24 protein-coding genes are annotated in these 26,603 nt (G+C 71.6%); 11 read left to right on the top strand and 13 right to left on the bottom strand.

Annotation, left to right across the window (positions count from 1 at the left end; all coding sequences use genetic code 11):
- The coding region (locus D8M35_RS03090) for an ATP-binding protein (RefSeq protein ID WP_161972584.1) at positions 1-1,159 on the bottom strand (1,159 nt) is incomplete at its 3' end.
- On the bottom strand, positions 1,099-2,061 hold the full coding sequence (locus D8M35_RS03085; protein ID WP_126890506.1) for a helix-turn-helix domain-containing protein: 963 nt from the start codon (positions 2,059-2,061) through the stop codon (positions 1,099-1,101). The genes D8M35_RS03085 and D8M35_RS03090, both read right to left, overlap by 61 nt.
- 346 nt (positions 2,062-2,407) lie before the next feature.
- Between D8M35_RS03085 and D8M35_RS03080 the strand changes: the two genes are divergently transcribed.
- The 4 genes from D8M35_RS03080 (at position 2,408) to D8M35_RS03065 (ending at position 5,569) form a co-directional block, all read left to right on the top strand.
- Complete coding sequence (locus D8M35_RS03080) at positions 2,408-3,136, top strand: alpha/beta hydrolase (protein ID WP_126890505.1); 729 nt, start codon at positions 2,408-2,410, stop codon at positions 3,134-3,136.
- Positions 3,133-4,098: an alpha/beta hydrolase gene (locus D8M35_RS03075; protein ID WP_126890504.1), complete on the top strand. Its 966-nt coding sequence runs from the start codon at positions 3,133-3,135 to the stop codon at positions 4,096-4,098. Before D8M35_RS03080 ends, D8M35_RS03075 begins: the two co-directional genes overlap by 4 nt.
- Before the next feature lie 68 nt (positions 4,099-4,166).
- Entirely contained in the window at positions 4,167-4,886 is a 720-nt protein-coding gene (locus D8M35_RS03070; RefSeq protein WP_126890503.1) for an alpha/beta fold hydrolase, read from the top strand.
- Between the two features lie 2 nt (positions 4,887-4,888).
- The gene (locus tag D8M35_RS03065) at positions 4,889-5,569 is read left to right on the top strand and encodes a hypothetical protein (protein WP_126890502.1); all 681 of its coding nucleotides are present in this window, start codon (positions 4,889-4,891) and stop codon (positions 5,567-5,569) included.
- A gap of 24 nt (positions 5,570-5,593) precedes the next feature.
- Here D8M35_RS03065 and D8M35_RS03060 read toward each other — a convergent pair whose 3' ends face one another.
- From D8M35_RS03060 to D8M35_RS03035, 6 genes are all read right to left on the bottom strand, one after another.
- On the bottom strand, positions 5,594-7,354 hold the full coding sequence (locus tag D8M35_RS03060) for a hypothetical protein (RefSeq protein WP_202976516.1): 1,761 nt from the start codon (positions 7,352-7,354) through the stop codon (positions 5,594-5,596).
- Positions 7,355-7,401: 47 nt separating this feature from the next.
- Complete coding sequence (locus D8M35_RS03055) at positions 7,402-7,623, bottom strand: LacI family DNA-binding transcriptional regulator (protein WP_126890501.1); 222 nt, start codon at positions 7,621-7,623, stop codon at positions 7,402-7,404.
- A gap of 105 nt (positions 7,624-7,728) precedes the next feature.
- Complete coding sequence (locus tag D8M35_RS03050; RefSeq protein WP_126890500.1) at positions 7,729-9,633, bottom strand: glycoside hydrolase family 127 protein; 1,905 nt, start codon at positions 9,631-9,633, stop codon at positions 7,729-7,731.
- Between the two features lie 33 nt (positions 9,634-9,666).
- Positions 9,667-10,428 (bottom strand): carbohydrate ABC transporter permease, encoded by a 762-nt coding sequence (locus D8M35_RS03045; RefSeq protein WP_250368274.1) that lies wholly within the window; start codon positions 10,426-10,428, stop codon positions 9,667-9,669.
- Between the two features lie 130 nt (positions 10,429-10,558).
- Entirely contained in the window at positions 10,559-11,530 is a 972-nt protein-coding gene (locus D8M35_RS03040) for a carbohydrate ABC transporter permease (protein ID WP_126890498.1), read from the bottom strand.
- A gap of 59 nt (positions 11,531-11,589) precedes the next feature.
- Entirely contained in the window at positions 11,590-12,840 is a 1,251-nt protein-coding gene (locus tag D8M35_RS03035; protein WP_126890497.1) for an extracellular solute-binding protein, read from the bottom strand.
- 185 nt (positions 12,841-13,025) lie between these two features.
- Here D8M35_RS03035 and D8M35_RS03030 point away from each other — a divergent pair, with 185 nt between their 5' ends.
- A complete protein-coding gene (locus tag D8M35_RS03030; RefSeq protein ID WP_126890496.1) occupies positions 13,026-14,075 on the top strand; it encodes a LacI family DNA-binding transcriptional regulator in 1,050 nt (349 codons plus the stop codon).
- A gap of 85 nt (positions 14,076-14,160) precedes the next feature.
- Entirely contained in the window at positions 14,161-15,204 is a 1,044-nt protein-coding gene (locus D8M35_RS03025) for a hypothetical protein (protein ID WP_126890495.1), read from the top strand.
- A 102-nt stretch (positions 15,205-15,306) separates the two neighbouring features.
- On the opposite strand, the gene D8M35_RS03020 is transcribed toward D8M35_RS03025, so the two are convergent.
- Together D8M35_RS03020 and D8M35_RS03015 are read right to left on the bottom strand one after the other, a co-directional pair.
- Positions 15,307-16,422, bottom strand: coding sequence for an N-acetylglucosamine-6-phosphate deacetylase (locus D8M35_RS03020; protein WP_126890494.1), 1,116 nt, complete (start codon positions 16,420-16,422; stop codon positions 15,307-15,309).
- Positions 16,419-17,429 (bottom strand): ROK family protein, encoded by a 1,011-nt coding sequence (locus D8M35_RS03015; protein ID WP_161972583.1) that lies wholly within the window; start codon positions 17,427-17,429, stop codon positions 16,419-16,421. The genes D8M35_RS03020 and D8M35_RS03015 overlap by 4 nt, the downstream gene beginning before the upstream one ends.
- A 131-nt stretch (positions 17,430-17,560) precedes the next feature.
- Here D8M35_RS03015 and D8M35_RS03010 point away from each other — a divergent pair, with 131 nt between their 5' ends.
- From D8M35_RS03010 to D8M35_RS02990, 5 genes are all read left to right on the top strand, one after another.
- Positions 17,561-18,349: a DeoR/GlpR family DNA-binding transcription regulator gene (locus tag D8M35_RS03010; protein WP_126890492.1), complete on the top strand. Its 789-nt coding sequence runs from the start codon at positions 17,561-17,563 to the stop codon at positions 18,347-18,349.
- Positions 18,350-18,568: 219 nt separating this feature from the next.
- A complete protein-coding gene (locus D8M35_RS03005) occupies positions 18,569-19,810 on the top strand; it encodes a Gfo/Idh/MocA family protein (RefSeq protein WP_126890491.1) in 1,242 nt (413 codons plus the stop codon).
- A complete protein-coding gene (locus D8M35_RS03000) occupies positions 19,807-21,120 on the top strand; it encodes a sugar ABC transporter substrate-binding protein (RefSeq protein WP_126890490.1) in 1,314 nt (437 codons plus the stop codon). The genes D8M35_RS03005 and D8M35_RS03000 overlap by 4 nt, the downstream gene beginning before the upstream one ends.
- Positions 21,121-21,240: 120 nt before the next feature.
- A complete protein-coding gene (locus D8M35_RS02995) occupies positions 21,241-22,200 on the top strand; it encodes a carbohydrate ABC transporter permease (protein ID WP_238638069.1) in 960 nt (319 codons plus the stop codon).
- The gene (locus D8M35_RS02990; RefSeq protein WP_238638068.1) at positions 22,197-23,105 is read left to right on the top strand and encodes a carbohydrate ABC transporter permease; all 909 of its coding nucleotides are present in this window, start codon (positions 22,197-22,199) and stop codon (positions 23,103-23,105) included. The genes D8M35_RS02995 and D8M35_RS02990 overlap by 4 nt, the downstream gene beginning before the upstream one ends.
- A 293-nt stretch (positions 23,106-23,398) precedes the next feature.
- On the opposite strand, the gene D8M35_RS02985 is transcribed toward D8M35_RS02990, so the two are convergent.
- From D8M35_RS02985 to D8M35_RS02975, 3 genes are read right to left on the bottom strand one after another with little or no spacing between them, the layout of a single operon-like run.
- Complete coding sequence (locus tag D8M35_RS02985) at positions 23,399-24,301, bottom strand: carbohydrate ABC transporter permease (protein WP_126890489.1); 903 nt, start codon at positions 24,299-24,301, stop codon at positions 23,399-23,401.
- Complete coding sequence (locus tag D8M35_RS02980; RefSeq protein WP_126890488.1) at positions 24,298-25,248, bottom strand: carbohydrate ABC transporter permease; 951 nt, start codon at positions 25,246-25,248, stop codon at positions 24,298-24,300. The genes D8M35_RS02985 and D8M35_RS02980 overlap by 4 nt, the downstream gene beginning before the upstream one ends.
- A 9-nt stretch (positions 25,249-25,257) precedes the next feature.
- Positions 25,258-26,601 carry an ABC transporter substrate-binding protein gene (locus tag D8M35_RS02975; RefSeq protein ID WP_202976515.1) on the bottom strand — a complete coding sequence of 448 codons (1,344 nt, stop codon included), beginning with the start codon at positions 26,599-26,601 and terminating at the stop codon, positions 25,258-25,260.
- Positions 26,602-26,603 lie beyond the last annotated feature (2 nt).

Below are 26,603 nucleotides of genomic sequence, written 5' to 3'. Positions count from 1 at the left end.
CCGACGCCCGGGCAGCGGCCACCGGGTCACCGGTCGCGAGCGCCGACCTGGCGTGCGCGGCGAGCTCGGCCGCGAGCTCGGCATCCGGACCGGTCGCCAGTTCGGACCGCCACCACAGCGTCCGCACCGGGTCGGACGCGTGCTCCTGCACGAGGGCGCGGAGGACGGCCGCCCGCTCGGACGGTCGGCTGATCTTCGTGACGGCGGTCTGCACGAGCGGGTGCCGGAACCGCAGCCCGCTCCGGTCCGACCAGACGAGCAGGGACGCGGCGACCGCCCGGTCGATCCACGACGGGTCGGGGTAGCGGCCGAGGGCACGGTCGACGAAGCGGCCCGCGTCCTCCGCCGTGGCGGTCCCGCCCAGGGCGATGGCGAGCACCGCGAGTCGGGTCGGTTGGTCCAGGTCGGCGAACCGCTCCGCGAACGCCGTCTCGAGACGTCGCGTGACCGCGCCGTCCTCGACCGGGTCCGGGCCCCTGCCGGTGAGCTCCACGAGGGCGAGGGGGTTGCCCTGCGCGAGTTCGTGGAGTGCTCGGCGGGCCGCGCCGAGGGGTGGCCGTGGCAGCGCGTCGAGGAGTGCGTCGGCGTCCGCGGCCGACAGCGGGCCGAGGTGCATCCGCTCGAGACCAGCGTCGTCGTCGGTGCGCCGCTCGCGCGTGGTCATGAGGACCACGACGGGGTCCTGCCCGATGCGCCGGGCGAGCATCCGGAGCGCCCACCGCGACTCGGTGTCGATCCAGTGCACGTCCTCGACGACGAGCAGGAGCGGGGTGACGGCGGCCGCGTCGGACACGACCGTGAGCGCCGCGAGGCCGGCGAGCAGCGGCGACGGCTGCTCGCCCTCCGCCGACCGGAAGGCGACCGCGAGCGCTGTGCGCTGGGGCGGTGGCAGGACGTCGATGCCGGCACGGAGCGGGTGGAGCAGGAGCTGCAGCGCGGCGTACTGCTCGCCGGACTCCGCTGTCGAACCAGCGGTGCGCAGGACCCGCACGCCGCGACCCCGGGCGTACTCGGCCACGGCGTCGACGAGGGTGGTCTTGCCGACCCCGGCGTCACCGTCCACGACGACGGCCGACCCCTCGGACCCGATCCGGTCGATCAGGGAACCCAGACGCGCGAGCTCTCCGTCCCGCCCGACCACACCGGAACGCTCCTCCACGCGTCGAGTATGGCATCCTCCCGCAGCCGCACCTCCACCTGGTGGCGGGCCCGGAGGTACTCGACGGTGGCCGCTGCAGCGCTGCCGGGAGGGCCCGAGAACGACGACAGGAAGTGCTCCCCGCCCGACACCTCGAGGGTCTGCCACCGGAAGGTCACGCACCCGAAGGGCTCGACCTCGACCGGTGCCCAGCCCTCGCGCAGCGGTCGCGCCTCGTGGTCTTCCCACACCCGCCGGAAGGTGCGCGACCGCGATGCGAGGCGCTCCACGAGCTCGTCGAGCCGCGGCGCTCCCGGCTCCGCGTGGAACCGCAGCGCCGCGGTCATGTCCGCGACGGTCCGGTCCCAGGCGGCACGGTGCCGCTCGTCCGTCTCGCGGTCGGCCCGGCGGACGACCTCCTCGAGCACGTTCGCCCCGGGTGCACACCCGGCGGGCAGCAGCATCCGCCCCAGGTCGTTGGCGGCGACCAGGTCGTGGTGCCGGTCGACCACGTAGGCCGGGATGGTCGACCACGAGGAGAGCATCGAGGTCAGGTCGACCGCCCCGCCCCGGACCGCGCCCGGGTCGCCGCCCTGGCCGTCCGTCCCCGACGACGGCGACACGGCCGTGCGAGGCCGCGGGCCCACCTGCCCGGCGAGGCGGAAGAGGTGCTCACGGCCGTCGGCATCGAGCCCGAACGTGCGCGCGAGCGACGCGAGGACCTGCGCCGAGGGGCGACGGTCCTTGCCCTGCTCCAGCCGGAGGTAGTAGTCGGCGCTGATCCCGGCGAGCTCGGCGACCTCCTGCCTGCGCAGTCCCCGGACCCGGCGGCCACGTCCGGTCTCGAACCCGTGGTCCTGCGGCCGGAGCCGGTCGCGGCGAGCGCGGAGGTAGGCCCCGAGATCGGTCGTCAGGTCGTCCAATGCGTCCCCCTTCCCGTCTCGACGGTAGGGTCGGCGGCCCCGCCGCCGCCACCCGTCGACGACCTAATCCGGTGGGCCGACGTACCTAGGTCGGTGCGACCGCGTGCCGGAGCTGGCCCCCGTGGGGCCACCGTCACGCTCCCCCTCCGCAGCGGTCGGTGCCCGTGGGTCCGCAGGACCCGTCGACGACCGGAGCGGTGCCTCCCGCCCGGAGACGCCGCGGAGCCCGCTCGCGTGCGGACGGATGCTCGTCGAGCTGACCGGGGCGGGGCCACGACAGGCACCGTCGACCCGCCCTAGCGTGTGGCCGTCCCACCTCCACCATCCGATCCAGAGAGGAGCGACGGTGTCAGCACCCACCATCGTGCTCGTCCACGGAGCGTTCGCCGACTCGGCGAGCTTCACTCCCGTCACCCGGGCACTGCTCGACCAGGGGCACCGCGTCGTCGTGCCCGCGGTCCCGAACCGCAGCCTGCTCGGGGACTCCGCCCACGTCCGCTCGATCGTCGAGGGGATCGACGGCCCGGTCGTGCTCGTCGGCCACTCGTACGGCGGCGCGGTCATCACCGTCGCCGGCGCCGCCGAGAACGTCGTCGGGCTCGTGTACCTCGCCGGGTACGCGCTCGACGAGGGCGAGAGCCTCGGCGCCCTGCAGGGCGGTTTCCCGGACTCCGACCTCGCCGCGAACCTCGTGTACACGCCGTTCCCGGTGCCGGGTGGCGAGGACGGCACCGACGTGTCCGTCGCCGTCGACGCGTTCCCGGACGTCTTCGCCGCCGGGATCGACCGGACGACGACCGAGGTGCTCGCCGTCTCGCAGCGTCCGCTGGCCGCCCTGGCCTTCGGCGAGCAGGCACCGGTCGCCGCGTGGAGGACCACGCCGGCGTGGGGCATCGTCTCCGCCGCCGACCGCACGATCAACCCGGACGTGGAGCGGTTCGGGTACCAGCGCGGCGGCTTCCGCGCCGTCGTCGAGCTGGACGCCCCGCACCTCGTCATGCTCTCCCACCCCCAGGACGTCGTCGCGTTCATCACCGACGCCGTCACCGAACTCGACCGGAAGGACCAGTCGTGACCACCGCGAACCCCAGGGGCATCGCCCTCGAACCCGCCGCCCAGGCCTTCGCCGAGGCGACCGCGAACCCGCCGTTCCTCTACCAGCTCAGCCCGGAGGACGGCCGCGCCGCCGTCGACGGCGTGCAGGACTCGGAGATCTGGAAGCCCGAGGTCGACGAGGAGTGGGTCACCGTCGAGGGCGGTCCGACCGGCTCCGTCCGCGCCCGTGTCGTCCGGCCGAAGGGCGCCACCGGCGTCCTGCCCGTCGTGCTCTACACGCACGGTGCCGGCTGGGTCTTCGGTGACGCCCACACCCACGATCGCCTGGTCCGCGACCTCGCGGTGGGCACCGGTGCCGCCGTCGTCTTCCCCGAGTACGACCGCGCCCCGGAGCACCGCTACCCGGTGCAGAACGAGCAGTCGTACGCGGTCGCGCAGTGGGTCGTCCAGCACGGCGCCGAGCACGACCTGGACGGCAGCACCGTGGCGATCGCCGGCGACTCGGTCGGCGGCAACATGGCCATCGCGCTGAACCTCATGGCAGCCGAGCGCGGGGACGTGTCCTTCCGCGGGGCGGTCCTGTTCTACCCGGTGACCGACGCCTCCTTCGACACCCCGTCCTACGAGGAGTTCGCCGAGGGGTACTTCCTGGCCCGCGACGGCATGCGCTGGTTCTGGGACCAGTACACGACGAGCGAGGAGGACCGGGCGCAGATCACCGCGTCCCCGCTCCGCGCGACCGAGGAACAGCTCGCCTCGTTCCCGCCCACCCTCGTGATCACGGGCGAGGCGGACGTGCTCCGTGACGAGGGCGAGGCGTTCGCCGCGAAGCTCCGTCGCGCCGGCGTCGAGGTCACCGCCGTCCGGTACGGCGGCATCATCCACGACTTCGTGATGGTGAACAGCATGCACGACACCCCGCAGGCCCGGGCCGCGGTCGCCCAGGCGGTCGCACACCTGTCCGCAGCACTGCAGCACTGACCGGGTGCGGGGCGACCGGCCGCCCGTCGGTCGCCCCGCACCGACCACCCGACACCGAGAGGCCACCGATGCCCGGAACCACGCCCACCGCCGTCCTGATCCACGGCGCGTTCGCCGACTCCTCGAGCTGGAACGCGGTCGCCGCGCAGCTCACCGCCGAGGACGTCGACGTCGTCGCGTTCGCCAACCCCCTGCGCAGTGTCCGCGCCGACGCCCGCGCGCTGCAGGACCTCGTCCGCTCCCTGGACCGCCCCGTCGTCCTCGTCGGCCACTCCTACGGCGGCATGGTCGCGACCGAGGCAGCAGCCGACCTCGACGCCGTCACCGCCCTCGTCTACGTCGGCGCCTTCGTCCCCGCGCCCGGCGAGAGCGCCGGCGACCTCGCCGGCCGGTTCCCGGGGAGCACGCTCGGCGAGACCCTGCTGCCGACGCCGCTGACCGACGGCGGTGTCGAGTTCCGCATCGACCCGACGCGCTTCCGCCACCAGTTCGCGCACGACGTGGGCGAACCCGAGGCAGCCGCCATGGCGATCGCGCAGCGTCCCGTGACGGAGGCCGCCCTCGGGGAGCCGCTCGGAGCCTCCCGTGCGGCCTGGTCGTCCCTGCCCGCGTGGAGCGTCTTCGGGGAGGACGACCGGAACATCCCGGTCGCCGCACACCGGTGGATGGCGGAGCGCGCCGCGTTCGTCGAGGCGACCGAACTGGCCGGCGCATCGCACGCGATCGCCGTCTCGCAGCCCGACGCCGTCGCCGCCGCGGTGCTCGCCGCGGTCCGGCACGACTCCTGACCGTGGAGGACCTGCCCGACGCGCGCGAGTCCGCCGACCACCTGCCCGACCGGCCGAGCGCCTTCTTCAGCGCCCTGTTGACGGAGCAGTTCATCCTCGAGTCGGCGCGGAACGCGACGGTGTCGGAGTCCGGGACGCGGGCATCGATCTACCTGACGACCCTGTCGAGCAGCCTGGTCGCCTTCGGCTTCCTCGCGGACACCGCGTTCGCCGTCGTGTTCCTCGCCGCGGTCCTGCCCATGGTGTTCCTGCTCGGCGTGTTCACGTACGTACGGCTGGTCGAGACGTCCCTCGAGGACGTCGCGGCGCTCGCCGCCCTGCAGCAGATCCGTCGGTACTACCGGACGATCCTGCCGGGAGGCGCGCGGTACTTCCCGATGCCGACCCGCGGGCACGCACCGAACGAGATGCTCGACATCGGTGGCACCGCGTCGTGGCGGCGGGTGTTCTCGACGCTGTCGTCGGCGATCGGCGCCGTGAACTCGGTCGTCGCCGGCGCCGGGGTCGTGGCGCTGCTGTCACATGTGACGACGACGCCGCTCGCGGTGACCGGGGGCGTCGTCGTGGTGGTGGTGCTGCTGGTGCTGCACGGGCTGTTCCAGGAGCGGCGGTACGCACAGCTGCCGGCGATCGTGCGGGCGGCGCGGGCCGCGTCGGCCGAGGACGGGCCCGCCCCGTGGTGAGCGAGCCCGTCCGCTGGGTGGCGTCTACTGCAGGCGGATGCTGTCGAGTTCGGCGTACCCGGTCCCGCCGCCGAAGTTCGGCGAGCCCTTCGCGAGTCGGATCACGTTGTACCCGGCCTTCAGCTGCACCGTGACGTCGACGCTGCCGGTGGGGTTGCCCCAGCCGGACGTGGTCGGCGGGTAGCTCACCGTCGAGAACGCGCCCCCGTTGTAGGCGAGCCCCTGCGTGGCGGTCGTACCGGTCCCGTTCGCGTACTTGACCGTCATCGTGTACGACCTCGCGGTCGGCACGTCGACGAGGAAGTCCACGAAGCTGTCGGTCCGGACGTCACCGGAGTTGTCGATGCGGCCGACGTAGCCGCCGTTCGAGGCGGTGGACGAGGACAGGCGGCTGGCGTTGACGACGGTCGCGTTCTCCGCCTCGTACGTCTGCTGGTAGGTGGGTACACCGGTCGTCGGCGTGATCAGCAGCTGGTAGGCGGCGACCGCGTCCATGTTCGACACCGGGACGCTGATCGAACCGTTGACGACGCTGTAGGTCGTGGTCGAGACGAGGTTCGGGGCGGCCTGGTTCGTCTTCCGGCCCGTGGTGTTCGTCGACGAGAGCTGCACCGAGACCTGGCTGCCGAGGCCGGCGAGCCCGTTCACCCGGACGGTGTTCGTGCCGCTGTCACCGCCGAAGACGACGTTCACCTGCTTGCGGCTGGCGTCGTACGAGGCGACGCCGTCGAGGTAGGACTGCGGCACGGTCTGGACGACGTTGCCCGACTGGTCGCCGTACCACTTGTAGGCCCAGTAGGACGCGGTGGGCTGGTTGTCGTACAGCAGCCCGTCCATCGTCCCGGCCTCGTACCAGTACGCGCGCTCGGCGTCGTGGATGCCCGCCCGCTCGAACGCGGCCATGTAGTGCACGCCGATGCTCGGCTGGTCGACCTGGCCCGGCGAGGCGTACTCGTTGATCGAGATCGGGATGTGCGGCAGCCCGAGGGAGTCCTCGATGCCGCGGAAGTCGGCGACGTGTGCCTGCACGTCCTGGTAGCTGAAGTCCCCGAGCTCGTGCCAGACCGCGACCGACGGCAGCGTGTTCGTGTTCTTCGCGTTCGTCATGAACCCGACCATGAAGTCGTGGCTGTACGCGCTGGCGCCGGGTCCGATGATCGGCGTCAGGGTGTCGATCGCGCGGATGTCCCGGTACGTCCGCGTCCATGCGTTCAGGTACGTGCCGGCGTTCGGGTCGTTCTTCGTGCTCTCGGCCCAGTTGGCGTCGGGCTCGTTCCAGATCTCGTACCCGGCGATGTTCGTGGTGTTCGTCGCGTTCACCCTCGCGGTGATCATCGTCCGGATCTTCGACTCCCAGTCGGGCCAGCTGACCCAGTTGTACGGGAAGGTGCTGAAGATGTCGGGGAGCCGGAGGTACTGCTGCCCGCCGGCGGCGGTGATCTTGTCCGCGACCTGCAGGCCGTCGCAGCAGGGGCTGGTCGCGCCGTTGCCGAGCTGCTGGGTACCGGGCGGCGGTTGGGTGAAGGTGTTGACGTGCAGCGGGTAGAGCTGGCTGAGCGGTGGCGTGCTGCCGGTGTCGACGCCGTACAACCCGCCGGCGGCGACGTGCGTGACCGGGCGGACGGTGGTGCCGACGTTCACCGTGAGGGTGTTGCCGGCGGCGAAGGCGGGGGCGCCGAAGCCGAGGACCGCGGTCCCGGCGACGACCGCGGCGAGGACCGCTGCGGTCCGGCGCGGTCGGCTCCGAGGCTGCTCGGTCCGGACTGGTGGGCGAAGATGCGTCATTGCTTCCTCCTCGTGGCGCTCCGGGTGGTCCCGGAGCGGTGGTGTGGTCACTCCGCGGTGCCCGCGGCGTGTTTGTGGAGCCGACCGAGGCGTTCCGCCTCGGTGTTCCGCTCGTAGCCCAGGTAGGCGATGACCGCGAGGACGCGGTGCCGGTTCACCGGTCGCACCGTCTCCGGGCAGTTCAGGACGCGGGACACGGTCTGGTGGGACACCCCGGCGACGAGCGCCACGTCGTAGATCGTCGGCTTCTCGGAGCCGTCGAGCGCCATCGCTCCTCCTCTCGTGGCCGATCCGGCCGGACCGCGTCGCGCTGCGCTGGTCGCGCTGGTGCGGGGCGGACGGGAGGCGCGGTGCGGCTCCCGTCCGCGGCTCGCCTACCCGACGGGCAGGAAGACCCGCATCGTGGACGGACCGCGGTTGCCCCACGTTGCGTACGGCACCAGGCGCACCTCGCGGGGGCCGTCGACCGACAGCGTGTCCGGCCCGGCGCCGTAGGGCAGTCCGTCGGGCTCCGGGAGCGAGCGCGTCCGGACGGGCAGACGCACGTCGTCCGCACCGTGGTCGGCCGGTTCGACTCCGGCCGGCACCACGACGTCACGCACGTCGACCCCGGCCTCGAGGGACTCGATGGCGTAGACCAGCGGACCGCGCTCGATCGCGACGGTGCCGCGGACGGCGTCGATGCGGGGGTCGGGGACCGTGACGCGGGCCTGCACCGGCACGTCGAGCACGATGCGGTCCCCGGCGGTGAACACCCGCCGTACCGTGACGGTGTCGCCGCCCACGGGTACCGCCTGGTCCACCACGTCGAGCGTGGTGCCGGACGCCCAGGACGGCACCCGCAGGCGGAGGGCGACCGGGCCGCCGGAGTCGGCGGTCGCGACGACCTCGACCCGGCCGGCGTGCGGCCAGCCCGACCGCACGGAGAACGCCGCACGGGCGCCGTCGCCCACCACGGTGTCGACCTCGTAGTCGCCGTACTGGTGCAGCTGCAGGCCGTCGTCGCTGACGGTGGCGAACACGGTCTGCACGCTCGCGAGCGTCCGGGACAGGTTCGTCGGGCAGCAGGACACCTCGAACCACGGGGCACGCAGGCTCGACAGCGCGCGGCGGCTCACCTCGTCCTCGGGCGGCACCGTGCCCGCGACCCGCTGGTGCATCGTGTTGGCGTAGAAGAACGCCCGGCCGTCCTCGCGCGGGGCGACCATGACCGCGTTGTAGAGCGTCCGCTCGATCAAGTCGGCGTACTTCGACTCCCCGGTCTCGAGCAGCAGGCGCCACGACAGCATGTTCGACGCGATCGCCGCGCACGTCTCGCCGTACTCGCGGTCCGGCGGGAGCTCGAAGTCGGCGCCGAACGCCTCGTCCTGGTGGTGCGCCCCCATCGCACCGGTCAGGTAGGTGCGCTTGGCGACCGTGTTCGCCCACTGGGTCTCGACCGCGCGGAGCAGCTCGGCGTCGCCGGTCTCGACGGCGACGTCGACCGCGCCCGCGGCCAGGTAGAGCGCCCGGACGGCGTGCCCCCGCAGGACCTCGGCGTCCCGGACGGGGACGTCGTCCTGGAAGTACTCCTGGCCGTACTCGATCGGCGCGAGCAGACCGTGACCGCGTCGTTCGACGAACGTCCGCGCCAGCTCGACGTACCGGTGGTCGCCGGTCGCCCGGCCGAGCTCCACGAGGGCCGGCTCGATCTCCGGGTGCCCGCACACCGCCTCCCGTCCGCCCGTCCCGAACACGTCGACGAGGTGGTCGGCGAGGCGGACCGCCACGTCGACGAGCTGCCCGCCACCGGCGGTGCGCAACCGGGCGACCGCAGCCTGCAGCAGGTGCCCCATCGAGTAGAGCTCGTGGCCCCACTCCATGTCGGACCACCGGGGCCGCTGCCACGGACGACCGAAGGCGGTGTGCAGGTACCCGTCGGCGTCCTGCGCCCCGGCGACCCGCTCGACCAGGCGGTCGTACCGCTCGGCGAGGTCGTCGTCGGGCTGCGCGCCGAGCTGCCACGCCATGGCCTCGAGCAGCTTGTACACCTCGGAGTCGACGAACTCGATGCCGGCGTGGTCGAACGGCTGCCCGGTGGCGGCGGCGTCGAAGTTGCCGGTCCAGCCGATGCGCTCCATCCAGGTCTCGCAGTGCCGGATCACGGTGTCGGCGTTGCGCTGCTGCCAGTCGGCCCAGTAGCCGCCGGTCAGGCGCAGGTCACCGAGCGGCAGGGGGCGGAGCGCGCCGGTCGAGGGCACGACCGGACCGGCCGCGACGGTGGTGTGGGTGATGGTCACGATGTCCTCCTGGGACGTACGGGTACGGGTGCGTCAGTCCTTCACGGCGCCGGCGGTGACACCGGCGGCGACGTAGCGCTGGGCGAGGACGAGGAGCACCGCGGCGGGGATCGACGCGACCACGGCGGTGGCCATGATCGAGTTCCACTCCTGGTTGTTGTTGCCGATGTAGGCGTAGATGCCGAGGGTGATGGGCTTCGCGTCCCCGCCGCCGTCGAGCGTGTTGGCGAACAGGAAGTCCGACCACGCCCACAGGAAGCTGAAGAGCGAGACCGTCACCACCGAGTTGCGGCTGACGGGCATGACGACCGCGGTGAACGTCCGCCACGTGCTCGCGCCGTCGATGCGGGCCGCGTTGAGCAGCTCGTCGGGGATGCCGCGCATGAACGCCGTGAAGATGAGGACCCCGAACGGCACCGCGATCGTCGAGTCGGCGAGGATGAGTCCCCAGACCGTGTCGAGGATCCCGAGCTGCACGTAGATCGTGTAGAAGCCCATCGCCATGATGATCGCGGGGATCATCTGTGCGATGAGGAGCACGAAGCTCATCGCACCGCCGCCGCGCGGGCCCAGCTTGGCGAGCGAGTACGCGGCCGGGGCGGACAGCGCGAGCGTGAGCACCACCGTGCCGAGGCCGACGAGCAGGCTCGTGCCGAGGAACGGCAGCTGCTGGCCGAGCACCGTGGTGTAGCCGTGCAGGGTCCCGTCGATCGGGATCAGGTTCGGCGGGCTCTTCCGCATGTCCTGGTCGCGGGTCAGCGAGACGTTCACCATCCAGTAGACGGGGAACAGCATCACGGCGGTGAGGACGATCCCGAGTGCGGTCCGCCACCAGCGCTTCGCTGCGGTCGGTGTCGCGGTGGTGCGTCCGCGACCGCTCGTCGTGCGGGTCGTGACGGCTCGGGTGACGGTCGTGGTGGCCATCTCACACCTCCAGGCGGCGCTGGACGCGCGCGTAGACCAGGCCGACGACCAGGGCGATGACGATGAGCACGTTGCCCACGGTCGCGGCGGAGCTGAAGTCGGGCAGGAGCGATCCGAAGCCCAGTTGGTAGGACCAGATGGCGAGCGTGGTGGACGAGCCGGAGGGGCCGCCCTTCGTCATGATCCAGATGATGTCGAAGACCTTGAGCGTGTAGACGAAGCCGAGCAGCAGGGTGATCGCGGTGACCGGGCGGAGCAGCGGGAACGTGATCCGCCAGAAGCGCTGCCAGCCGTTCGCTCCGTCCAGGGACGCCGCCTCGTAGAGCTCCCCCGGGATGCCCTGCAGGCCGGAGTACATGATCACGAGGTTGAACGGGATGCCGATCCAGATGTTCGCGACCAGGACCGCGACGAGCGACCAGTCGGGCGAGGTCAGCCAGTTGATCTGCCCGATGCCGACCGCCTCGAGGAACGCGTTCACGATGCCCGAGTCGCTGTTCATCATCCACGACCACGTGCTGGCGGACACCAGCAGCGGCAGGAGCCACGGCACGAGGAACAGTGCGCGCAGCAGCCCCGACAGCGGGAAGTGGTCGTGGAAGAACACCGCGAGGGCCAGCCCGAGGGCGAACTGCACGACGATCGACACGAGCACGAAGACCGTGGTGTGCCAGATCGCCGGGCCGAAGGTGGCGTTCGAGAACACGTCGACGAAGTTCTGCAGGCCGACGAAGGGGGCGTTGCCGGAGACGAAGGACGCCACCGTGTAGTGCTTGAGGCTCAGCTCGATGTTCTTCCAGAGCGGGTACGCGTAGAAGAGCACGAGGTACAGGGCCACCGGGGCGAGGAACGCCCAGGCCGTGAGCTGCGCTCTCCGCTGCGCGTGCGCGCGGCGGCTCCGGGCCGAGGAGGCGGTGTCCTCGGCCCGGGGACGCGCAGCCGACGGTCGCAGTGACGTCGTGTCGGTCGTCATGGTCGTGTCGGCTTCCGTTCGGTGGTGCGGGTGGTGTCGGTGCTGGACGTCGCCGGCGGCTACTTCTGCAGCTTCGAGTCGACGGCCTGCTGGGCCGCCTGCAGGGCGTCGGACGTCGACGCCGAACCGGACTCGGCCTTCTGCACCGCGGTCCAGAGCTGCTCGGAGATCACCGGGTACTTCACGCCGAGGTTGTCCCCGGTCCGAGCGCGGGCAGCACCGACGGCTTCGACCCAGGTCTTCAGGTCGGCGTTGCCGGACAGCTGCTGCTGCTGGAGGTCCTTCGACGCGGCGATGTAGTTGAGCGTGTTGTCGGTCTTCACCACGTCGTCACCGGACGACAGGCACTCGACGATCTTCTTCGTCGTCGCGTACCGGGCGTCGTCCTTCTGCACCGGGATGGTGAAGAACTCGCCGCCGGTCGGGACCGGAGCGGCGCCGCCGTCCTTCGCCGGGATGGTGATGACGCCGGCGCCCATCTCCTCGGCCGCGTCCTTCTGCCACGTGCCGTTCTCGCCGAAGGCGAAGTCGCCCGACTGGAACTCCTGCCAGCTGGTCGTCTGGGTGTTCTGGATGACCGAGTTCGGCGCGTAGCCCTCGTCGATCCAGCCCTTCCAGAGGTCCAGCGCTTCTTCCGCCTTGGCGGAGTCGAGCTTGGTCAGGTCGGCATCGGCACCCCAGAACCACGGCAGGAACTGGAACGAGCCCTCCTCGGTGTTGATGCCCGAGAACGTGATGCCCTTCTTCCCGGCCGCCTTCACCTTGGCGAGTGCCGCGGTCAGCGAGTCCCAGTCCTTCACGGACGCGGGGTCGACGCCAGCGGCCTCGAGCACCTTGGGGTTGTAGTAGAGCGCCAGGGTGTTCGCGCCGATCGGGACGCCGTATGTCTTGCCGTCGATGACGCCGGCGCCGAGGATGTTCTCCGCGATGTCGCCGGTCTTCAGGCCGTTCGTGGCGGTGTCGGTGACGATCCCGGCCTGCGCCAGCGTCGAGACGACCGGGTTGTCGACGAGCAGGACGTCGGGCGACTTGCCCTGCTGCCCGGCGAGCAGTGCCTTGTTCGTCAGGTCCGACGTGTCGTACCCGGTCCGCTTGACGGTGACGCCGGCGTCCTTGCCGCACTGGGTGACGAGCTTGCCCCACGCCGACGAGGCGTCGTACTGGGGGTACGGGTCCCAGAAGGTGTAGGTGCCCTTCGCGGCGTCCGACGAACCGGAGCCGGAGGACTGGGCAGAACATCCGGTCAGACCGGCGACGACGCTGGCTGCTGCCACCAGCGCGCCGATGCGGACAACAGTCTTGGTGCGCATGATCACGGGTTCCTCTCTGAATGCGACGTGATCGCCGTTCGGGTCCGGCTGCGACCGTCCCGACAAGGGCACCCCGTGGGAGAGGAACTCTTCGTCGAGCGGAACCGAAACCGGTTTCGGGAGCAATGTACGAGCACTCTTGCCGCAGTGTCAAGAACTTTCGTAAACTGGTTTCGGAGGGGCTGATGGACGACGAGGATCACCGCACCGCGACGACGGTCGAGACCGTGACACTGGCCGACGTCGCCCGCGCCGCTGGCGTCTCGGTCGCCACGGCATCGAAGGCACTCAACGGTCGCGCGCACGTGAGCGCCCGCTCGCGCGAGGCCGTGCTCGCCGCCGCCGCCGCCCTGTCCTTCACCCCGAACCCGTTCGCACGCGCCCTGAACCGCGCGTCGACCAACACCATCGGCATGCTCACGAGCGACCTCGACAACCGCTTCGTGCTGCCGATCCTGCTCGGGGCCGAGGACGCCTTCGGCGCCGGCTCGCTCAGCGTCCTGCTCGCCGACGCCCGCGACAGCGCGATGCGCGAGCAGCTGCAGCTGCAGTCCCTGCTCACCCGACGGGTCGACGGCGTGCTCATCGTGGGGCGGACGACGAACCCGCGACCCCCGCTCCAGGCGAAGCCCGACGTCCCGGTCGTCTACGTGTACGCCCCGTCGACCGACGAGCAGGACCTGTCCTTCGAGCCGGACAACGAGCTCGCCGGGCGGATCGCCGTCGACCACCTGGTGGCGACCGGTCGGCAGCGCATCGCGATCGTCAACGGCGAGGACACCTACGCCGCGGCGCGGGATCGTCTCCGCGGCGCCGCGACGGCACTCGACGAGCACGGGCTCGAGCTCGTCGGCAGCCCGGGCCGCGTGTTCGGCGAGTGGAACGAGACGTGGGGGCGTCGGGCCACCGAGCGCCTGCTCGAACGCCACCCGGACCTCGACGCGATCGTCGCCGGCAGCGACCACATCGCCCGCGGGGTCATGGACGCGGTGCGGGAGTCCGGGCGGCGGATCCCCGAGGACGTCGCCGTCGTCGGGTTCGACAACTGGGACATCCTGGTCGAGGGCGCCCGACCGCGGCTCACCAGCGTCGACATGGACCTGCAGCAGCTCGGGCGGTTGGCCGCCGGAGCACTCGTCGACACCATCGAGGGGAAGGTGCAGCGGGGGCGCGTGCGGAACCCGGTGTCCCTGGTGGTGCGGGGGTCGACCGTCGCCGGAGCCGACAGCGCCTGATCCGGGGTCGTCCGGCACCGTGACCGGCGCGCGGCGTGCGAGGATCGGCTCGTCGGACAGGGGGTCCGGCGAACGGGGGCACGGCGTGGGCGACACGACCATCGAGCAGACCGGAACGCATGCCTGGGTTCACGTGCTCGGCGCGACGGCGATCGGCCTGGGCGCCGCGCAGCTCGCACGAGCGGCCACCTTCCTCACGCTCTTCACCGGGGTACCCGGCCTCGTGGCGCTGCTGGGCCTCACGCTCGTGACGTCCACAGCGCTCGGTGGTCTGGCGGTCCTCACGACACGGCGGCGTCGGGCGGCGTGGCTCGGCGTGACGGGCATCGTCCTCGTCCCCACGGTCGCCTTGGTCGCGCTGTTGCCCGCGGCACTCGCCGGCCCCGAGCCGACGCTCCCGCTCCTCGCCTTCCCGCCGACGCCGTACCTGGGGGGCGCGGTGGTCGCCGCGGTCCCGGCGATGCTCGCGCACCGCGGGGTCCCTCGGAAGGCCGGCATCGTCGCGAGCACGGCCGCCGCGATCGGGATCGTCGCACTGGTCGTCTCGGTCGGCATCCGGGTCGACACGGGCGACGCGCGAGGCGACCAGCAGGCGATCGCTCGGGCGCAGACCGCCATCGGCGCGGACTTCCGACCCGTCACGATCTCCCCCGACGGGTACGGCTCCGTGTACGAGGCGAACATCGAGAAGCGCCTGCCGGGCTTCCTGCAGGTGTTCTCGTCGCCGGCCGAGAAGGCACACGCCCCGGGGGACACCTCCGGGTCCGACCTGACGGTGGTCACGCTCGCCGCGACGACCCCGCCGTGCGGCCGACCGATCGAGGGCGTCGCCCCCGGTGGTGGTTCCGAGGCGGAGACGTCGTGCAACGAGGACGGCGAGGTCGTGCGACGGACGAGCGAGCACGGCCACGAGGTCGCCGCGGTCGTGGGCGACACGCTCGTGGCCGTCAGCGCCCTCCCGGAGGTCGACGACAGCCTGCTCGAGGCAGCCGTGCGGTCCGCGCGACCGATCGACGACGCGGCGTACCGGCACGTGCTGCTCGGCGACGGCGGCGAGTACACCGACGAGCTCGACGGCAACCGGTGCCCGGTCGTGGGTGCGGCGTGCGGCCCGTCGTCGCGCCGCTGATCCGGACGGGAGGCACGGGGCGGGCCCGCACCGCGCCTCCCGTCCGACGGCACCGGCTCCGGCTCCGCGACACGGATCGCCCGAGCAGGCTGCCGCCCTCGGTCAGGCGGTCGGGCCGAGCGGCAGCGGGTCGACGTGCCCGTCGCGACCGGCGACCACGAGGTCGGCGGGAGCCCCGACACTGAGCGGCGGACGCAGACCGATCAGCGACGCCGCTCGTGCGGACGACGCGCGGACGGCGGTCGGCAGCCGGTCCGGACGACCGTCGACGAAGCGCGCGACGGCGTCCGCCACCGTGATCGTGCTCCCTGCCAGGGACGAGCCGTCCGCCAACCGGGCGACCCCGTCGGCGACGACGACCTCGGAGCCCGCGATCCGGTAGCTGCCGTCGGCACAGCCGGTCGCAGCCATGGCGTCCGAGACGAGCACGAGGCGGTCACCCGCGGCTCCGCGCACGAGGTCGACGGTCACGGGGTCGAGGTGGTGGCCGTCGACGATGCACTCCACGGTGAGCCGCTCGTCCGACAGCGCGACGCCGACCGGGCCTGGCGCACGGTGGTGCAGCGGCGGCATCCCGTTGAACAGGTGCGTGACGAGGGTCGCGCCGGCGTCCACCGCCGCCCGGACCTGGTCGCCGTCGGCGTCGGTGTGCCCGATCGCGACGACGATGCCCGACGCGACCAGCCGCCGGACCGCGTCGAGCGCGCCCGGGAGCTCGGGTGCGAGGGTGACGATCCGGAGCGCTGCGCCGCCGGCGTCCACGAACAGGTCGACCTCGTCGGGGGTCGGCGGGTGCAGCAGCCCGACGGCGTGCGCACCCCGGCGGGCGGGAGCGAGCCAGGGTCCCTCGAGGTGCAGTCCGGCGAGCGTGCCGTCGTCGACGAGCGGTCGGAGGCGGTGCAGCGCCGCGACCGTGTCGGGGACGGTGCCCGTCGCGATCGACGCCACCAGGTGGGCGGTCCCCCGCGCGGCGTGGTGGGCGGCCGCTGCACGGGCCTCGTCGACCGAGCACGAGGCGAAGTCCTGCCCGAGTGCGCCGTGCGCGTGCAGGTCGACGAAGGCCGGCAGGACGGTGCCCGTCACCTCGGTCACGTGGTCGTGCGCGGGTGCCGGACCGGTGCCGACCGCGGCGACCCGGTCACCGTCGACCGCGAGCCAGGCGTCCGGGAGGTCGACCTCGGCGGTGACGATGCGTGGGGCGCGGACGAGGGCCGTCACGCGGTCACCGTCACGGCGTCCGTCGAACCGGCGCGCGCGGAGCCGGACCGCGCCGGGGCGACCAGCACACGGCGGGCGAGCAGCACCGCACCGATGGCGCCGGCCGCATCACCGTGGCGCGCGCCCACCAGCTCGGGGAGCCTGACCCCGGTGAGCCGGTCCGCCACCGCGGCCCGCAGTGGGTCGAAGAGGAGCGGCCCGGACTGGGCGAGGCCGCCGCCGACGATCAGGGTGTGGCAGCCGGCGACCGCCGTCAGCCAGGCCAGGGTGTCGGCGAGCACGTCGACGCAGTCGTCCCACGCCCGTCGGGCCACCGCGTCGCCGTCGAGGACCCGGAGCATCGCGTCGTGGGCACTCGGGGAACCGCTGCGACGCGCGACGGCGCCGGCCGAGGCGACCTCCTCGACCCGGAGGCCCGCGTGCGCGCCGTCCCGGATCCGCACCTGGCCGATCTCCCCGGCCCAGCCACCGCCCGACACGACCCGGCCGTCGACGACCAGGGCGCTCGCGAGACCGGTCCCGACGGGGACGAACGCGACGGTGCCGCGACCGAGCGCGGTGGCAGGATCGGTGGCGAGCGGACCGCCCGGGGTCGCTGCGGGGGTGGCGGCGTGGACCTCGGCGAGCGCGCCGGCCCGGACGTCGTGGCCGAAGGCGAGCGGGACCGCGTCGACGCCTGCCGCACGCAGGGCCCCCTCCACCAGGGCCCGGACCGGCACGTCCCGCCAGCCGAGGTTCACCGAGAGCACCGAACGGCCCCTGTCCTCGTCGACGACCCCGGGGACGACCAGTCCGATCGCCCCGAGGTCGGCCCCGTGCTGCCGTGCGAGCGTCCGCGCCCGCTGCCCCAGCGTCGCGACGAGTCCGGCCAGTGCGACGGCGTGGAGGTCGTCGCGCGGGGTCGGGACGCGCTGCTCCTCGAGCACCCGCCCGTCGTCGGCGACCAGGCGCACCTTGATGCTCGTGCCCCCGACGTCGATCCCGAGCACTGCGCCGTCAGCGGTCATCGCGGGCCCTCCGATCACGCCGACCAGCGCTGATCGGACGCCGTCAGCCTGCCGACCGATCATGATCAGTGCAAACAACGCGCATCATTTCCGCTCACATCGCACGGCAGGCTCGCCCGTAGGATGACGCCATGACCCCGCAGCAGAGGCTCAACGCGCTCCTCGAGCTCGTGAGCGACCGCGGGAACGTCTCGATCGCCGAGATCGGCGAGGCCCTCGGCATCTCCGCTGCGACCGCACGCCGCGACCTCGCGACACTGGCGGACCAGCGGCTCGTCACGCGCACCCACGGAGGGGCCGCAGCACTGGGGGCCGGGTACGAGCTGCCGCTGCAGTACAAGATCGCACGGCAGGCCGAGGCGAAGACCGCCATCGCCCGGGCGACCGCGGCGCTCGTCTCGCCCGGCGACACGGTCGGCCTGAACGGCGGGACGACGACGACCGAGGTCGCGCGGGAGCTCGGCAAGAGCGAGCGCTTCCTCCGCGCCGACGGCGAGTGCGGCATCACCATCGTCACGAACGCGCTGAACATCGGGTACGAGCTGTCCGTCCGCGCCAACGTCAAGATCATGGTCACGGGCGGCGTGGCGCGGCGGCAGTCCTACGAGCTCATCGGGCCGACCGTGCGGGACACGCTCGACGGCTTCGCACTGGACGTCGTCGTGCTCGGCGTCGACGGTCTGACCGGCCAGTACGGCGCGACGACCATGCACGAGGGCGAGGCCGAGGTCAGCAGGCACTTCGCGTCCGTCGGCCGCCGAGTCGTGGTGGTCGCCGACTCGACGAAGATCGAGCGCGCCACCTTCGCGCGCATCTGCCCGCTCGAGCGCATCGACGTGCTCGTCACGGACCAGCCGGTCCCTGCTCCGTTCGCCGCGGAACTGGCATCGGCCGGCGTGGAGCTCGTCGTCGCGAGCTGACCCGACCGATCCGGACCGCACGGATGCGCGGCCGCTCGGATGCGCGGCCGCTCGGATGCGTCCACGGCGCCCCACAGCCCTGCCGTGCGCGTCGACCGCCGGACGTTGCCGACATGTAACAACGTCGGATGAACGCTTCCGTGATCGCGCCGTGCGTGCTTATTGTGCACTCATGATCGATTTGGCATCATTACCGTCACAATCACGCAAGGGAGCGAGATGACCACCACGAGCACACGCCTGCTCCGGGTCGGCGTCGTCGGCATCGGACAGCGCGCAGCCATCGCCGACCACGTGGCCGCCGCGGGCCTGGACGCCGACGGCGTGGACGCGCGGGTCACGGCCGCCGCCGACACGACGCCCGCCGGGCGGGACCGTGCCGCCGCACACTGGCCCGAGGCCGAGGTGGTGGCCGACCACCGGGCCCTGATCGGCACGGACGGCGCACCGAACCTCGTGGACGCGGCGATCGTCACCACCCCGGACTGGACCCACGCCGAGATCGCGACCGACCTGCTCCGCGCCGGCATCGCCGTCTACCTCGAGAAGCCCCTGGCGATCACCGTGGAGGACGCCGACGCCGTCCTGGACACCGCCGCCGAGACCGGCACGCCCCTGTACGTCGGCCACAACTTCCGGCACGCAGCCGTCGTCCGCCTCATGCGCGAGGTCATCGCCCGCGGCGAGATCGGCGAGGTCAAGGCGGTGTGGGTCCGCCACTTCGTCGGCAACGGCGGGGACTACTACTTCAAGGACTGGCACGCCGACCGCAGCCGTGTGAACTCGCTCCTGCTGCAGAAGGCGAGCCACGACCTCGACGTCGTGCACGCCCTCGCCGGTGCGTACACCAGCCGGGTCGTCGGGATGGGGTCGCTCTCGGTGTACGGCGACGTCACGGACCGGCGGGACCGCAGCGACGAGCTCATGACCGACTGGTTCTCGTTCGACAACTGGCCGCCCGCCGAGCAGACCGGGCTCAACCCCGTCGTCGACGTCGAGGACGTCTCGATGGTGATGATGACGCTCGACAACGGCGTGCAGGCGAGCTACGAGCAGTGCCACTTCACGCCCGACTACTGGCGGAACTACACCGTGATCGGCACCCACGGGCGACTCGAGAACATCGGGGACACCGGCGGTGGCGTCGTCAAGGTGTGGAACCACCGCCGTGGGTGGGACGTCGCCGGTGACGTGGAGTACCCGATCGACGGCGTCGAGGACGGCCACGCCGACGCCGATCTCCTCACCATGACCGAGTTCCTCCGCTCCGTCGCGCTCGGTGAGCCGACGACCCTGTCCCCGATCGCGGCGCGCATGGCGGTCGCCGCCGGCGCACTCGCCACCCGCTCGCTCCGCAACGGCTCCGTCCCGCTCGACGTGCCGCCCCTCCCCGAAGCCACCATCCGTCACTTCGCGGCCGCAGCCGGCCACGACGACCCCTCCGGAAGGAACACCCGATGACCCTCCCCTCCCCCCGTCACGGCCGCGGTCGCCGCCGTGCCCTGCTCGGCCTCGCTGCCGCGGTCAGCGCCGTCGCCCTCCTCGCGGGGTGCAGCAGCGCGTCCTCCGCCGGCTCCGACTCCGGGACGGGCACGGTCGCGAAGGACACGAAGGCCGACCTGACCTACGCCGTGTGGGACCAGAACCAGGTCGACGCGATCAAGGCGAACATCAAGGGCTTCAACGAGGAGTACCCGGACATCACGGTCAACGTCGACGTCACGCCGTACGCCAACTACTTCACGAAGCTGCAGACGCAGGGTTCCAGCAACACGCTCCCCGACCTGTTCTGGATGAACGGTCCGAACTTCCAGCTCTACGCGGGCAACGGCAAGCTCGCGCCTATCACGGGAGCGGTGGAGTCGGGCGCGATCGACCCGTCGAAGTACTCGAAGGCGCTCGACGACCTGTACACCTACGACGGGAAGCAGTACGGCGTCCCGAAGGACTTCGACACGATCGGCGTCTGGGTGAACAAGGCCCTGTTCGAGAAGGCCGGCGTGCCGCTGCCGTCGAAGGACTGGACGTGGCAGGACTTCCAGGACACCGCCGCCGAGCTGTCGCAGAAGCTCAAGGGCGACGGCGCGTACGGCGCCGCCGGCGGCATGGACGGACAGACCACCTACTACGACACGATCTTCCAGGCCGGCGGGTCCGTCGTCGACGACGGGAAGTCGGAGTACGACACGAAGGCTGCTCAGGAGGGCATCCGCTTCTGGACGGACCTGATCGCCTCCGGCGCCTCGCCGACGATCAAGCAGTTGATCGACACCACGGCGGACCAGTGGTTCACCTCCGGCAAGCTCGCGATGTACCAGGGCGGCAGCTGGTTCCGGTCGGCGCTGATCGGAACCGACATGGAGCAGGACGTCGTCGTCTACCCGCTGCCGAAGGGCAAGGAGCAGGCGACCGTCATCCACGGCGTCTCGAACGTCGTCGCCGAGGGGTCGAAGAACAAGGCGGCCGCCCAGGCACTGCAGGCGTACCTGGCGAGCAAGCCGGCCCAGCAGCAGCAGGGTGACATGGGCGCGGTGATCCCGGCCTACGAGGGCACGCAGGACGCCTTCACGAAGACGATGCCCGACGCGGACCTGCAGGTCTTCCTCGACGCGGTCGACTACGCGAAGCCGCTGCCGGTGTCGAGGAACACCGCCGCGTGGAACACCCTCGAGACGAACCTGCTGCCGAGCGCCTTCGACGGCTCGCGACCCGTCGACCAGGTGACGGCCGAGCTCGCGAAGGAGATGGACGCCGCGCTCGCCGAGGAGTGACCGTGACGCCGATCGGCCGGGTCCTCCCGGTCGATCGGCGTCGTCCGTCCCACCGGACCCACCTCCCCGCACCCACACCCGCACCCCCTGATCCGCCCGCCCCGGCGTAGGAGCGACCCGATGACGACCACCACCCGGCAGACGACGGCGACCCGGCCGTCTCCGCCGTCCCGACCCCAGCACGACGATCGGCCGCGATCGACCCGTGCCCACCGCACCGACGGCATCTGGCCGTGGTTGTTCGTGCTCCCGCTGCTGATCGGCGTCGGCACGTTCTTCATCTGGCCGATCCTGCAGACCTTCTGGTACTCGTTCACGAGCTGGGGTGTCTTCGGCGGCGCCACCTTCACCGGGCTCGCGAACTACGGCCGCCTGCTGACCGACCCGCAGCTGTACCAGTCGCTCGTCAACACGATCGTCTACACGGTGATCGTCCTGCTCGGCATCCCGATCGCGGTCTGGCTCGCGAGCCTGCTCAACACCCCGGGCCTGCGGTTCGCACAGTTCTACCGGGTGCTCTTCTTCCTGCCCTACGTGGCGATGCCGGCCGCGATCGCCCTGGTCTGGCGCATCATGTTCAACGGCGACTTCGGCATCGTGAACTGGTTCCTCGGCCGCTTCGGGATCGACGGCCCGTACTGGATCTCCACCCCGGGCTTCGCGCTCGTCGCGGTGTCCCTCGTCGGCCTGTGGTCGTCGCTCGGGTTCTCGATGATCATCCTCGGCGCCGGGCTGAAGGACATCCCGCCCGAGCTGTACGAGGCGGCCGAGCTCGACGGTGCGAGCCGCTGGCGTCAGTTCCGCTCGCTCACCGTGCCGTTGCTGACGCCGAGCATCTTCTTCGTGCTGGTGGTCACCACGATCTCGAGCTTCCAGCTGTTCGACCTGCTCTACGCCATCCTCGGCTCCACCAACCCGGTCATCCCGGAGACGATGTCCCTCGTCTTCTACTTCTACAACGCCGGGTTCATCGACAACGACAAGGGCTTCGCGGCTGCCATCGCGATGGTGATCTTCGTGCTCATCGGCATCATCACCGTCGTGCAGTTCCGGGTCCAGCGGAAGTGGGTCCAGTCATGACCGGCATCATCGACGCGCGCGGCAGCAAGGTCGCGGCGGCCACGAGGGCCGCGGGTCGCACCCGCGCACAGGCCGCGTCGCGGCCCGGTCGCCGCGGTGGCAGCCACTGGTGGATCCACGTGGTGCTCGGCATCGGCGGGTTCGTCATGGCGTTCCCGTTCCTCTGGCAGATCATCATGGCGCTGTCCACGAACGCGCAGGTGACCTCGCCGACACCGACCTTCTGGCCCGGTGAGCTGCAGTGGGGCAACTTCGCCCGGGTCTTCGAGCGGCTCCCCTTCCTCGACCAGCTCGCGACCTCGATCTGGGTGACCCTGATCCGCACCCTGGCGCAGATCGTGCTGTGCACGCTCGCCGGCTACGCTTTCGCCCGCATGCGCTTCCGCGGACGCGCGGTCATCCTCGGCATCGTGCTCTCGATCCTGCTGGTGCCGTCGCAGGTCTACCTCATCTCGCAGTACCAGATCGTGCAGGGCCTCGGGTGGCTGGACACCCTGGCCGGCATCGTCGCACCCGGCCTGTTCAGCGCCTTCGGCACGTTCCTCATGCGCACCGCCTTCCGCAACATGCCCGCCGAGCTCGAGGAGGCGGCGCGCATGGACGGCGCGAACCCGTTCCAGACCTTCTGGCGGATCATGCTGCCGCTCGCACGTCCGTCGATCAGCGTGCTCGCGATCACGACGGTGCTGTGGTCGTGGAACGAGCTGCTCTGGCCGCTGGTGGTCTCCACCCGCGCCGAGGACATGCCGCTCGCGGCCGGTCTCGCGACCCTGTCCAGCGACCGGACGATCGACTACCCCCTGCTCATGGCGGCGAGCCTGATGGCGATGGCCCCGGTGCTGGTCCTGTTCATCGTGCTGCAGCGGCGGGTGATCGACGGGCTCGCGTCCTCCGGCCTGAAGTGAGCGGTCGCCGACACGGCCGCACGACGCCGAAGCGCCCCTCGGGATCCGAGGGGCGCTTCGTCGTGCCCGGTGGGACCGCCGGACGGGAGGGACGGTGCCGGGCCGACACGCGCCTCCCGACCGTCCGGACGCACGACGGGAGGCTCGCCACCGACCGGACCCGCGCCTCCCGTCCGGCACACCGCGCCGTCCGGCAGCACGGTGCCGGGCCGACACGCGCCTCCCGGACCGCCCGCACGGACGACGGGAGGCACGGTGCCCGTGGGCACCGTGCCTCCCGTCGATCGTGCCGCTCAGCCCTTCAGGCCGGCCGACGCCATCGTCGCGACGAACTGCTTCTGCGCCACCAGGAAGAGCAGGATCAGCGGCAGCGTCGCGACCACGTTCCCCGCCATCAGCAGCGACCAGTCGGTCCGCCGCGCGCCCTGGAAGTTCGTCAGACCGAGCTGCAGCGTGAACGAGTCCGCGTCGTTGATCGCGACGAGCGGCCAGACCAGGTCGTTCCAGGACCCGAGCAGGGTGAAGATCGCGAGCGTCGCGAGCGCCGGACGGGCGAGGGGCAGGACGATCCGGAAGAACACCTGCAGGCGCGAGCACCCGTCGATCTGGCCGGCCTCCTCGAGCTCGGCGGGCAGGGAGAGGAAGAACTGCCGCATCAGGAAGATGCCGAACGCCGACGCGAGCCACGGCACGATCGCGGCGCCGAGGCTGTCCACGAGGTGCAGCCGCGCGAACATGACGTAGGTCGGGATCATGAGGAGCTGCGACGGGATCATGATCGTCGCGAGGATCGCCAGGAACCCGAACGTCCGCCCCGGGAACCGCAGTCGTGCGAACCCGTAGCCGGCCAGCGAGCACAGCACCAGGTGCGAGACGATCGCGGACGCCGACACGATCACCGTGTTGAGGAGCCAGTGCAGGATGTCCGACTCGGCGAACAGGCGCGTGTAGCCCGACAGGGTGAACTGCGTCGGGAGGAACGACGGCGGGAACTTGTTGATCTCCGACGCCGGTTCGAGCGAGGTGAGGAACATCTCGACGAACGGCAGCAGGAACAGGAGTGCCACCGGTGCGAGCAGGAGGTGCCACGGGCTGAACGGCAGGCGACGTCGACGGCGGGGCGCGGGGCGTCCCGTCGGTGCCGCGACGGCGGACCGCCGGTTCGGGGTCTCGAGGACTCGGGTCTCGACGGTCATCGTGCCGCGTTCCTTCCGGCTCGGCGCTGCACGACCGTGACGATCACGGTCGCGGTGAGGGTGACGAAGAACATGCCGTAGGCGATGGCGGACCCGTAGCCGAACTGCAGGTTCTGGAAGGCCGTCTTCCACAGGTAGTAGACGATCGTCTGGGTGGCGTCGAGGGGTCCGCCGCGGGTGGTCGCGTAGACGAGGTCGAAGAGCTGCACGGCCTGCAGGGTCTGGTAGATCCCGACGAACGCGGTGACCGGCGCCAGCTGCGGCCAGACCACGCGCCAGAAGGTCTGCCAGGTGTTCGCGCCGTCGATCCGCGCTGCCTCGAGCACGTCGCCGGGGACGTCCTGCAGTGCGGCGAGGTAGATGACGGTCGTGAAGGCCGCCTGCCCCCACAGGGACATGATGACGATCACCACCATCGCCTCGGAGCGGTCCTCGAGCCAGCCCTGCGGCGGCACGTGCAGCACGCGCAGCACGGTGTTGACGATGCCGAACTGCGGGCTGAACAGGTAGGTGGTCAGGATGCCCGTCGCCGCGGCCGAGGCCACGAACGGCACGAAGATCGCCGTGCGGTACAGGCCGATGAACCGGATGCGCCGGTTCAGGGCGACGGCCAGGGCGAGCCCGAGCAGCAGGGACGCGGGGACGAACAGGACCGTGTACAGCAGGGTGTGCACGGCGGCCGCGAGCGCGCTCGCGTCGGTGGCCAGGTCCTGGTAGTTCTCGATGCCGGCGAAGGACGGCGGGCTGAAGCCGTCCCAGCGCTGGAAGGAGAGGACGAGCGCCCAGACCCCGGGGAAGATCGTGAGGCCGAGCACGACCGCCAGGGCCGGGCCGACGAAGCCCCAGCCGGCGAGGCCCTCGCGGGCGGCGGCCGATCGTCGTCGACGCGGCTCCGGGGCGCCGGCAGCGCCGGTGGTCGGACGGGTACGGAGTGCGGGAGTGGTCACGGGGGCCTCCTAGCCCTGACGGAGTGCCTTGTCGGCGGCGACGGTCGCCTGCCGGAGTGCCTCGGCCGGTTCGCCCTCGCCCTGCAGCACGCGGGACACCGCGTCGCCGAAGGCCTCGGACAGGCCGTTGTAGCCGGGCAGGGTCGGACGGACCTGCTTCGCGTTCGCGGAGTTCGCCTGGATGACGTCGAGTCCGGGCAGGGCTGCGACCTGCTCCCGGAAGGCCGGGCTGTCGGCCTCGCTCGACCGCAGCGGCAGGTTGCCGACAGCGACGTTGAACCGTTCGTCCTGCGCGGGCGAGGTCAGCCACTTCGTGAAGTCCTTCGCCCAGTACGCGCGGTTCACGTCGTGGTTGTCGAACAGGGTCCAGAGGTCGGGTCCGGACACCGTCTGGTGGTCGCCGTCCGTCCCCGGGAGCCGCACCACGCCGTACGACGTCCCGGCGGTCTTCAGGGCGGAGAGCTCCCACGGACCGGAGGTGATCATGCCGACGCGGTCGCTCTCGAACAGCTGCGCGAACTTGGTGTCCGTCTGGTCGAGGTACACGCTGCGGTCGGTCACGGCCATGGACCGCATGAACGACAGGGCGTCGACGCCGGCCTTCGAGTCGAACGCGGCGTGCTCGCCGTCCTCGGACAGGATTGAGCCGCCGTTCTGCCAGAGGTGCGGCCACATCTGCCAGGTGGTCTCCTCGCTGCCGGACACCGAGTAGCCGTAGCCGAAGGTCTGGCTGTCCCGGTCCGTCAACGCCTTCGCGGTGCGACGGAAGTCCGACCAGTCCCAGTCCGCCGTCGGGTACGGCTCGCCGGCGGCGTCGAAGACCGTCTTGTTGTAGAAGAGCGAGATGTTGTCGACGACCGCGGGGAAGCCGATCACCTTCCGCCCGGTCGGCTGCGCGGTCCCGCGGGCCGCCGGGGAGAACTCGTCCCAGTGCGTTTCCGGGTCCTCGGCCTCGGCGCGCAGGTCGAGCGTCCGCCCGGACCGTTCGAGCTGGCTCGCCCACGACCCGAAGGTGTACGAGATGTCGGGTGAGTCGTTCCCGGCGAACGAGGCCGCGAGCTTCTGCAGCAGCTCGTCCGTCGACGAGGCCCCGGAGGACATGTCGATCGTCACGTTCGGGTGTGCGTCCTCGTACTCGTCGACGAGCCCCTGCAGGAGCTTCGCCGCCTCGTCGCTCTGCCCCGACCACATGGTGAGGTGGACCGGTGCGGTGGTGTCGAGCACGGTGGCGCCCTGCGGTGCGCAGCCGGTGAGGACCGACGCGGCGACCGCGATCGCGACGGCGAGTGCCGTGCGTGCGGTGCGACGTCGTGCGGTGCGGCGGCGGGCGGAGCTGGTCCTGGTGCGTGTCACTG

This window comes from Curtobacterium sp. HSID17257, assembly GCF_003989515.1.
Classification (GTDB): domain Bacteria; phylum Actinomycetota; class Actinomycetes; order Actinomycetales; family Microbacteriaceae; genus Curtobacterium.
The sequence above is the reverse complement of the archived record's forward strand: the minus strand, read 5'-3'. Positions and strand labels throughout refer to the sequence as shown.

Bases quoted from the DNA above. Each gene is read 5' to 3' on its own strand.
- D8M35_RS03070 (WP_126890503.1), top strand. From the start codon at position 4,167: ATGCCCGGAACCACGCCCACCGCCGTCCTGATCCACGGCGCGTTCGCC.
- D8M35_RS03060 (WP_202976516.1), bottom strand. From the start codon at position 7,354: ATGACGCATCTTCGCCCACCAGTCCGGACCGAGCAGCCTCGGAGCCGA.
- D8M35_RS03055 (WP_126890501.1), bottom strand. From the start codon at position 7,623: ATGGCGCTCGACGGCTCCGAGAAGCCGACGATCTACGACGTGGCGCTC.
- D8M35_RS03045 (WP_250368274.1), bottom strand. From the start codon at position 10,428: ATGCTGTTCCCCGTCTACTGGATGGTGAACGTCTCGCTGACCCGCGAC.
- D8M35_RS03040 (WP_126890498.1), bottom strand. From the start codon at position 11,530: ATGACGACCGACACGACGTCACTGCGACCGTCGGCTGCGCGTCCCCGG.
- D8M35_RS03035 (WP_126890497.1), bottom strand. From the start codon at position 12,840: ATGCGCACCAAGACTGTTGTCCGCATCGGCGCGCTGGTGGCAGCAGCC.
- D8M35_RS03030 (WP_126890496.1), top strand. From the start codon at position 13,026: ATGGACGACGAGGATCACCGCACCGCGACGACGGTCGAGACCGTGACA.
- D8M35_RS03015 (WP_161972583.1), bottom strand. From the start codon at position 17,429: ATGACCGCTGACGGCGCAGTGCTCGGGATCGACGTCGGGGGCACGAGC.
- D8M35_RS03010 (WP_126890492.1), top strand. From the start codon at position 17,561: ATGACCCCGCAGCAGAGGCTCAACGCGCTCCTCGAGCTCGTGAGCGAC.
- D8M35_RS03005 (WP_126890491.1), top strand. From the start codon at position 18,569: ATGACCACCACGAGCACACGCCTGCTCCGGGTCGGCGTCGTCGGCATC.
- D8M35_RS03000 (WP_126890490.1), top strand. From the start codon at position 19,807: ATGACCCTCCCCTCCCCCCGTCACGGCCGCGGTCGCCGCCGTGCCCTG.
- D8M35_RS02995 (WP_238638069.1), top strand. From the start codon at position 21,241: ATGACGACCACCACCCGGCAGACGACGGCGACCCGGCCGTCTCCGCCG.
- D8M35_RS02990 (WP_238638068.1), top strand. From the start codon at position 22,197: ATGACCGGCATCATCGACGCGCGCGGCAGCAAGGTCGCGGCGGCCACG.
- D8M35_RS02985 (WP_126890489.1), bottom strand. From the start codon at position 24,301: ATGACCGTCGAGACCCGAGTCCTCGAGACCCCGAACCGGCGGTCCGCC.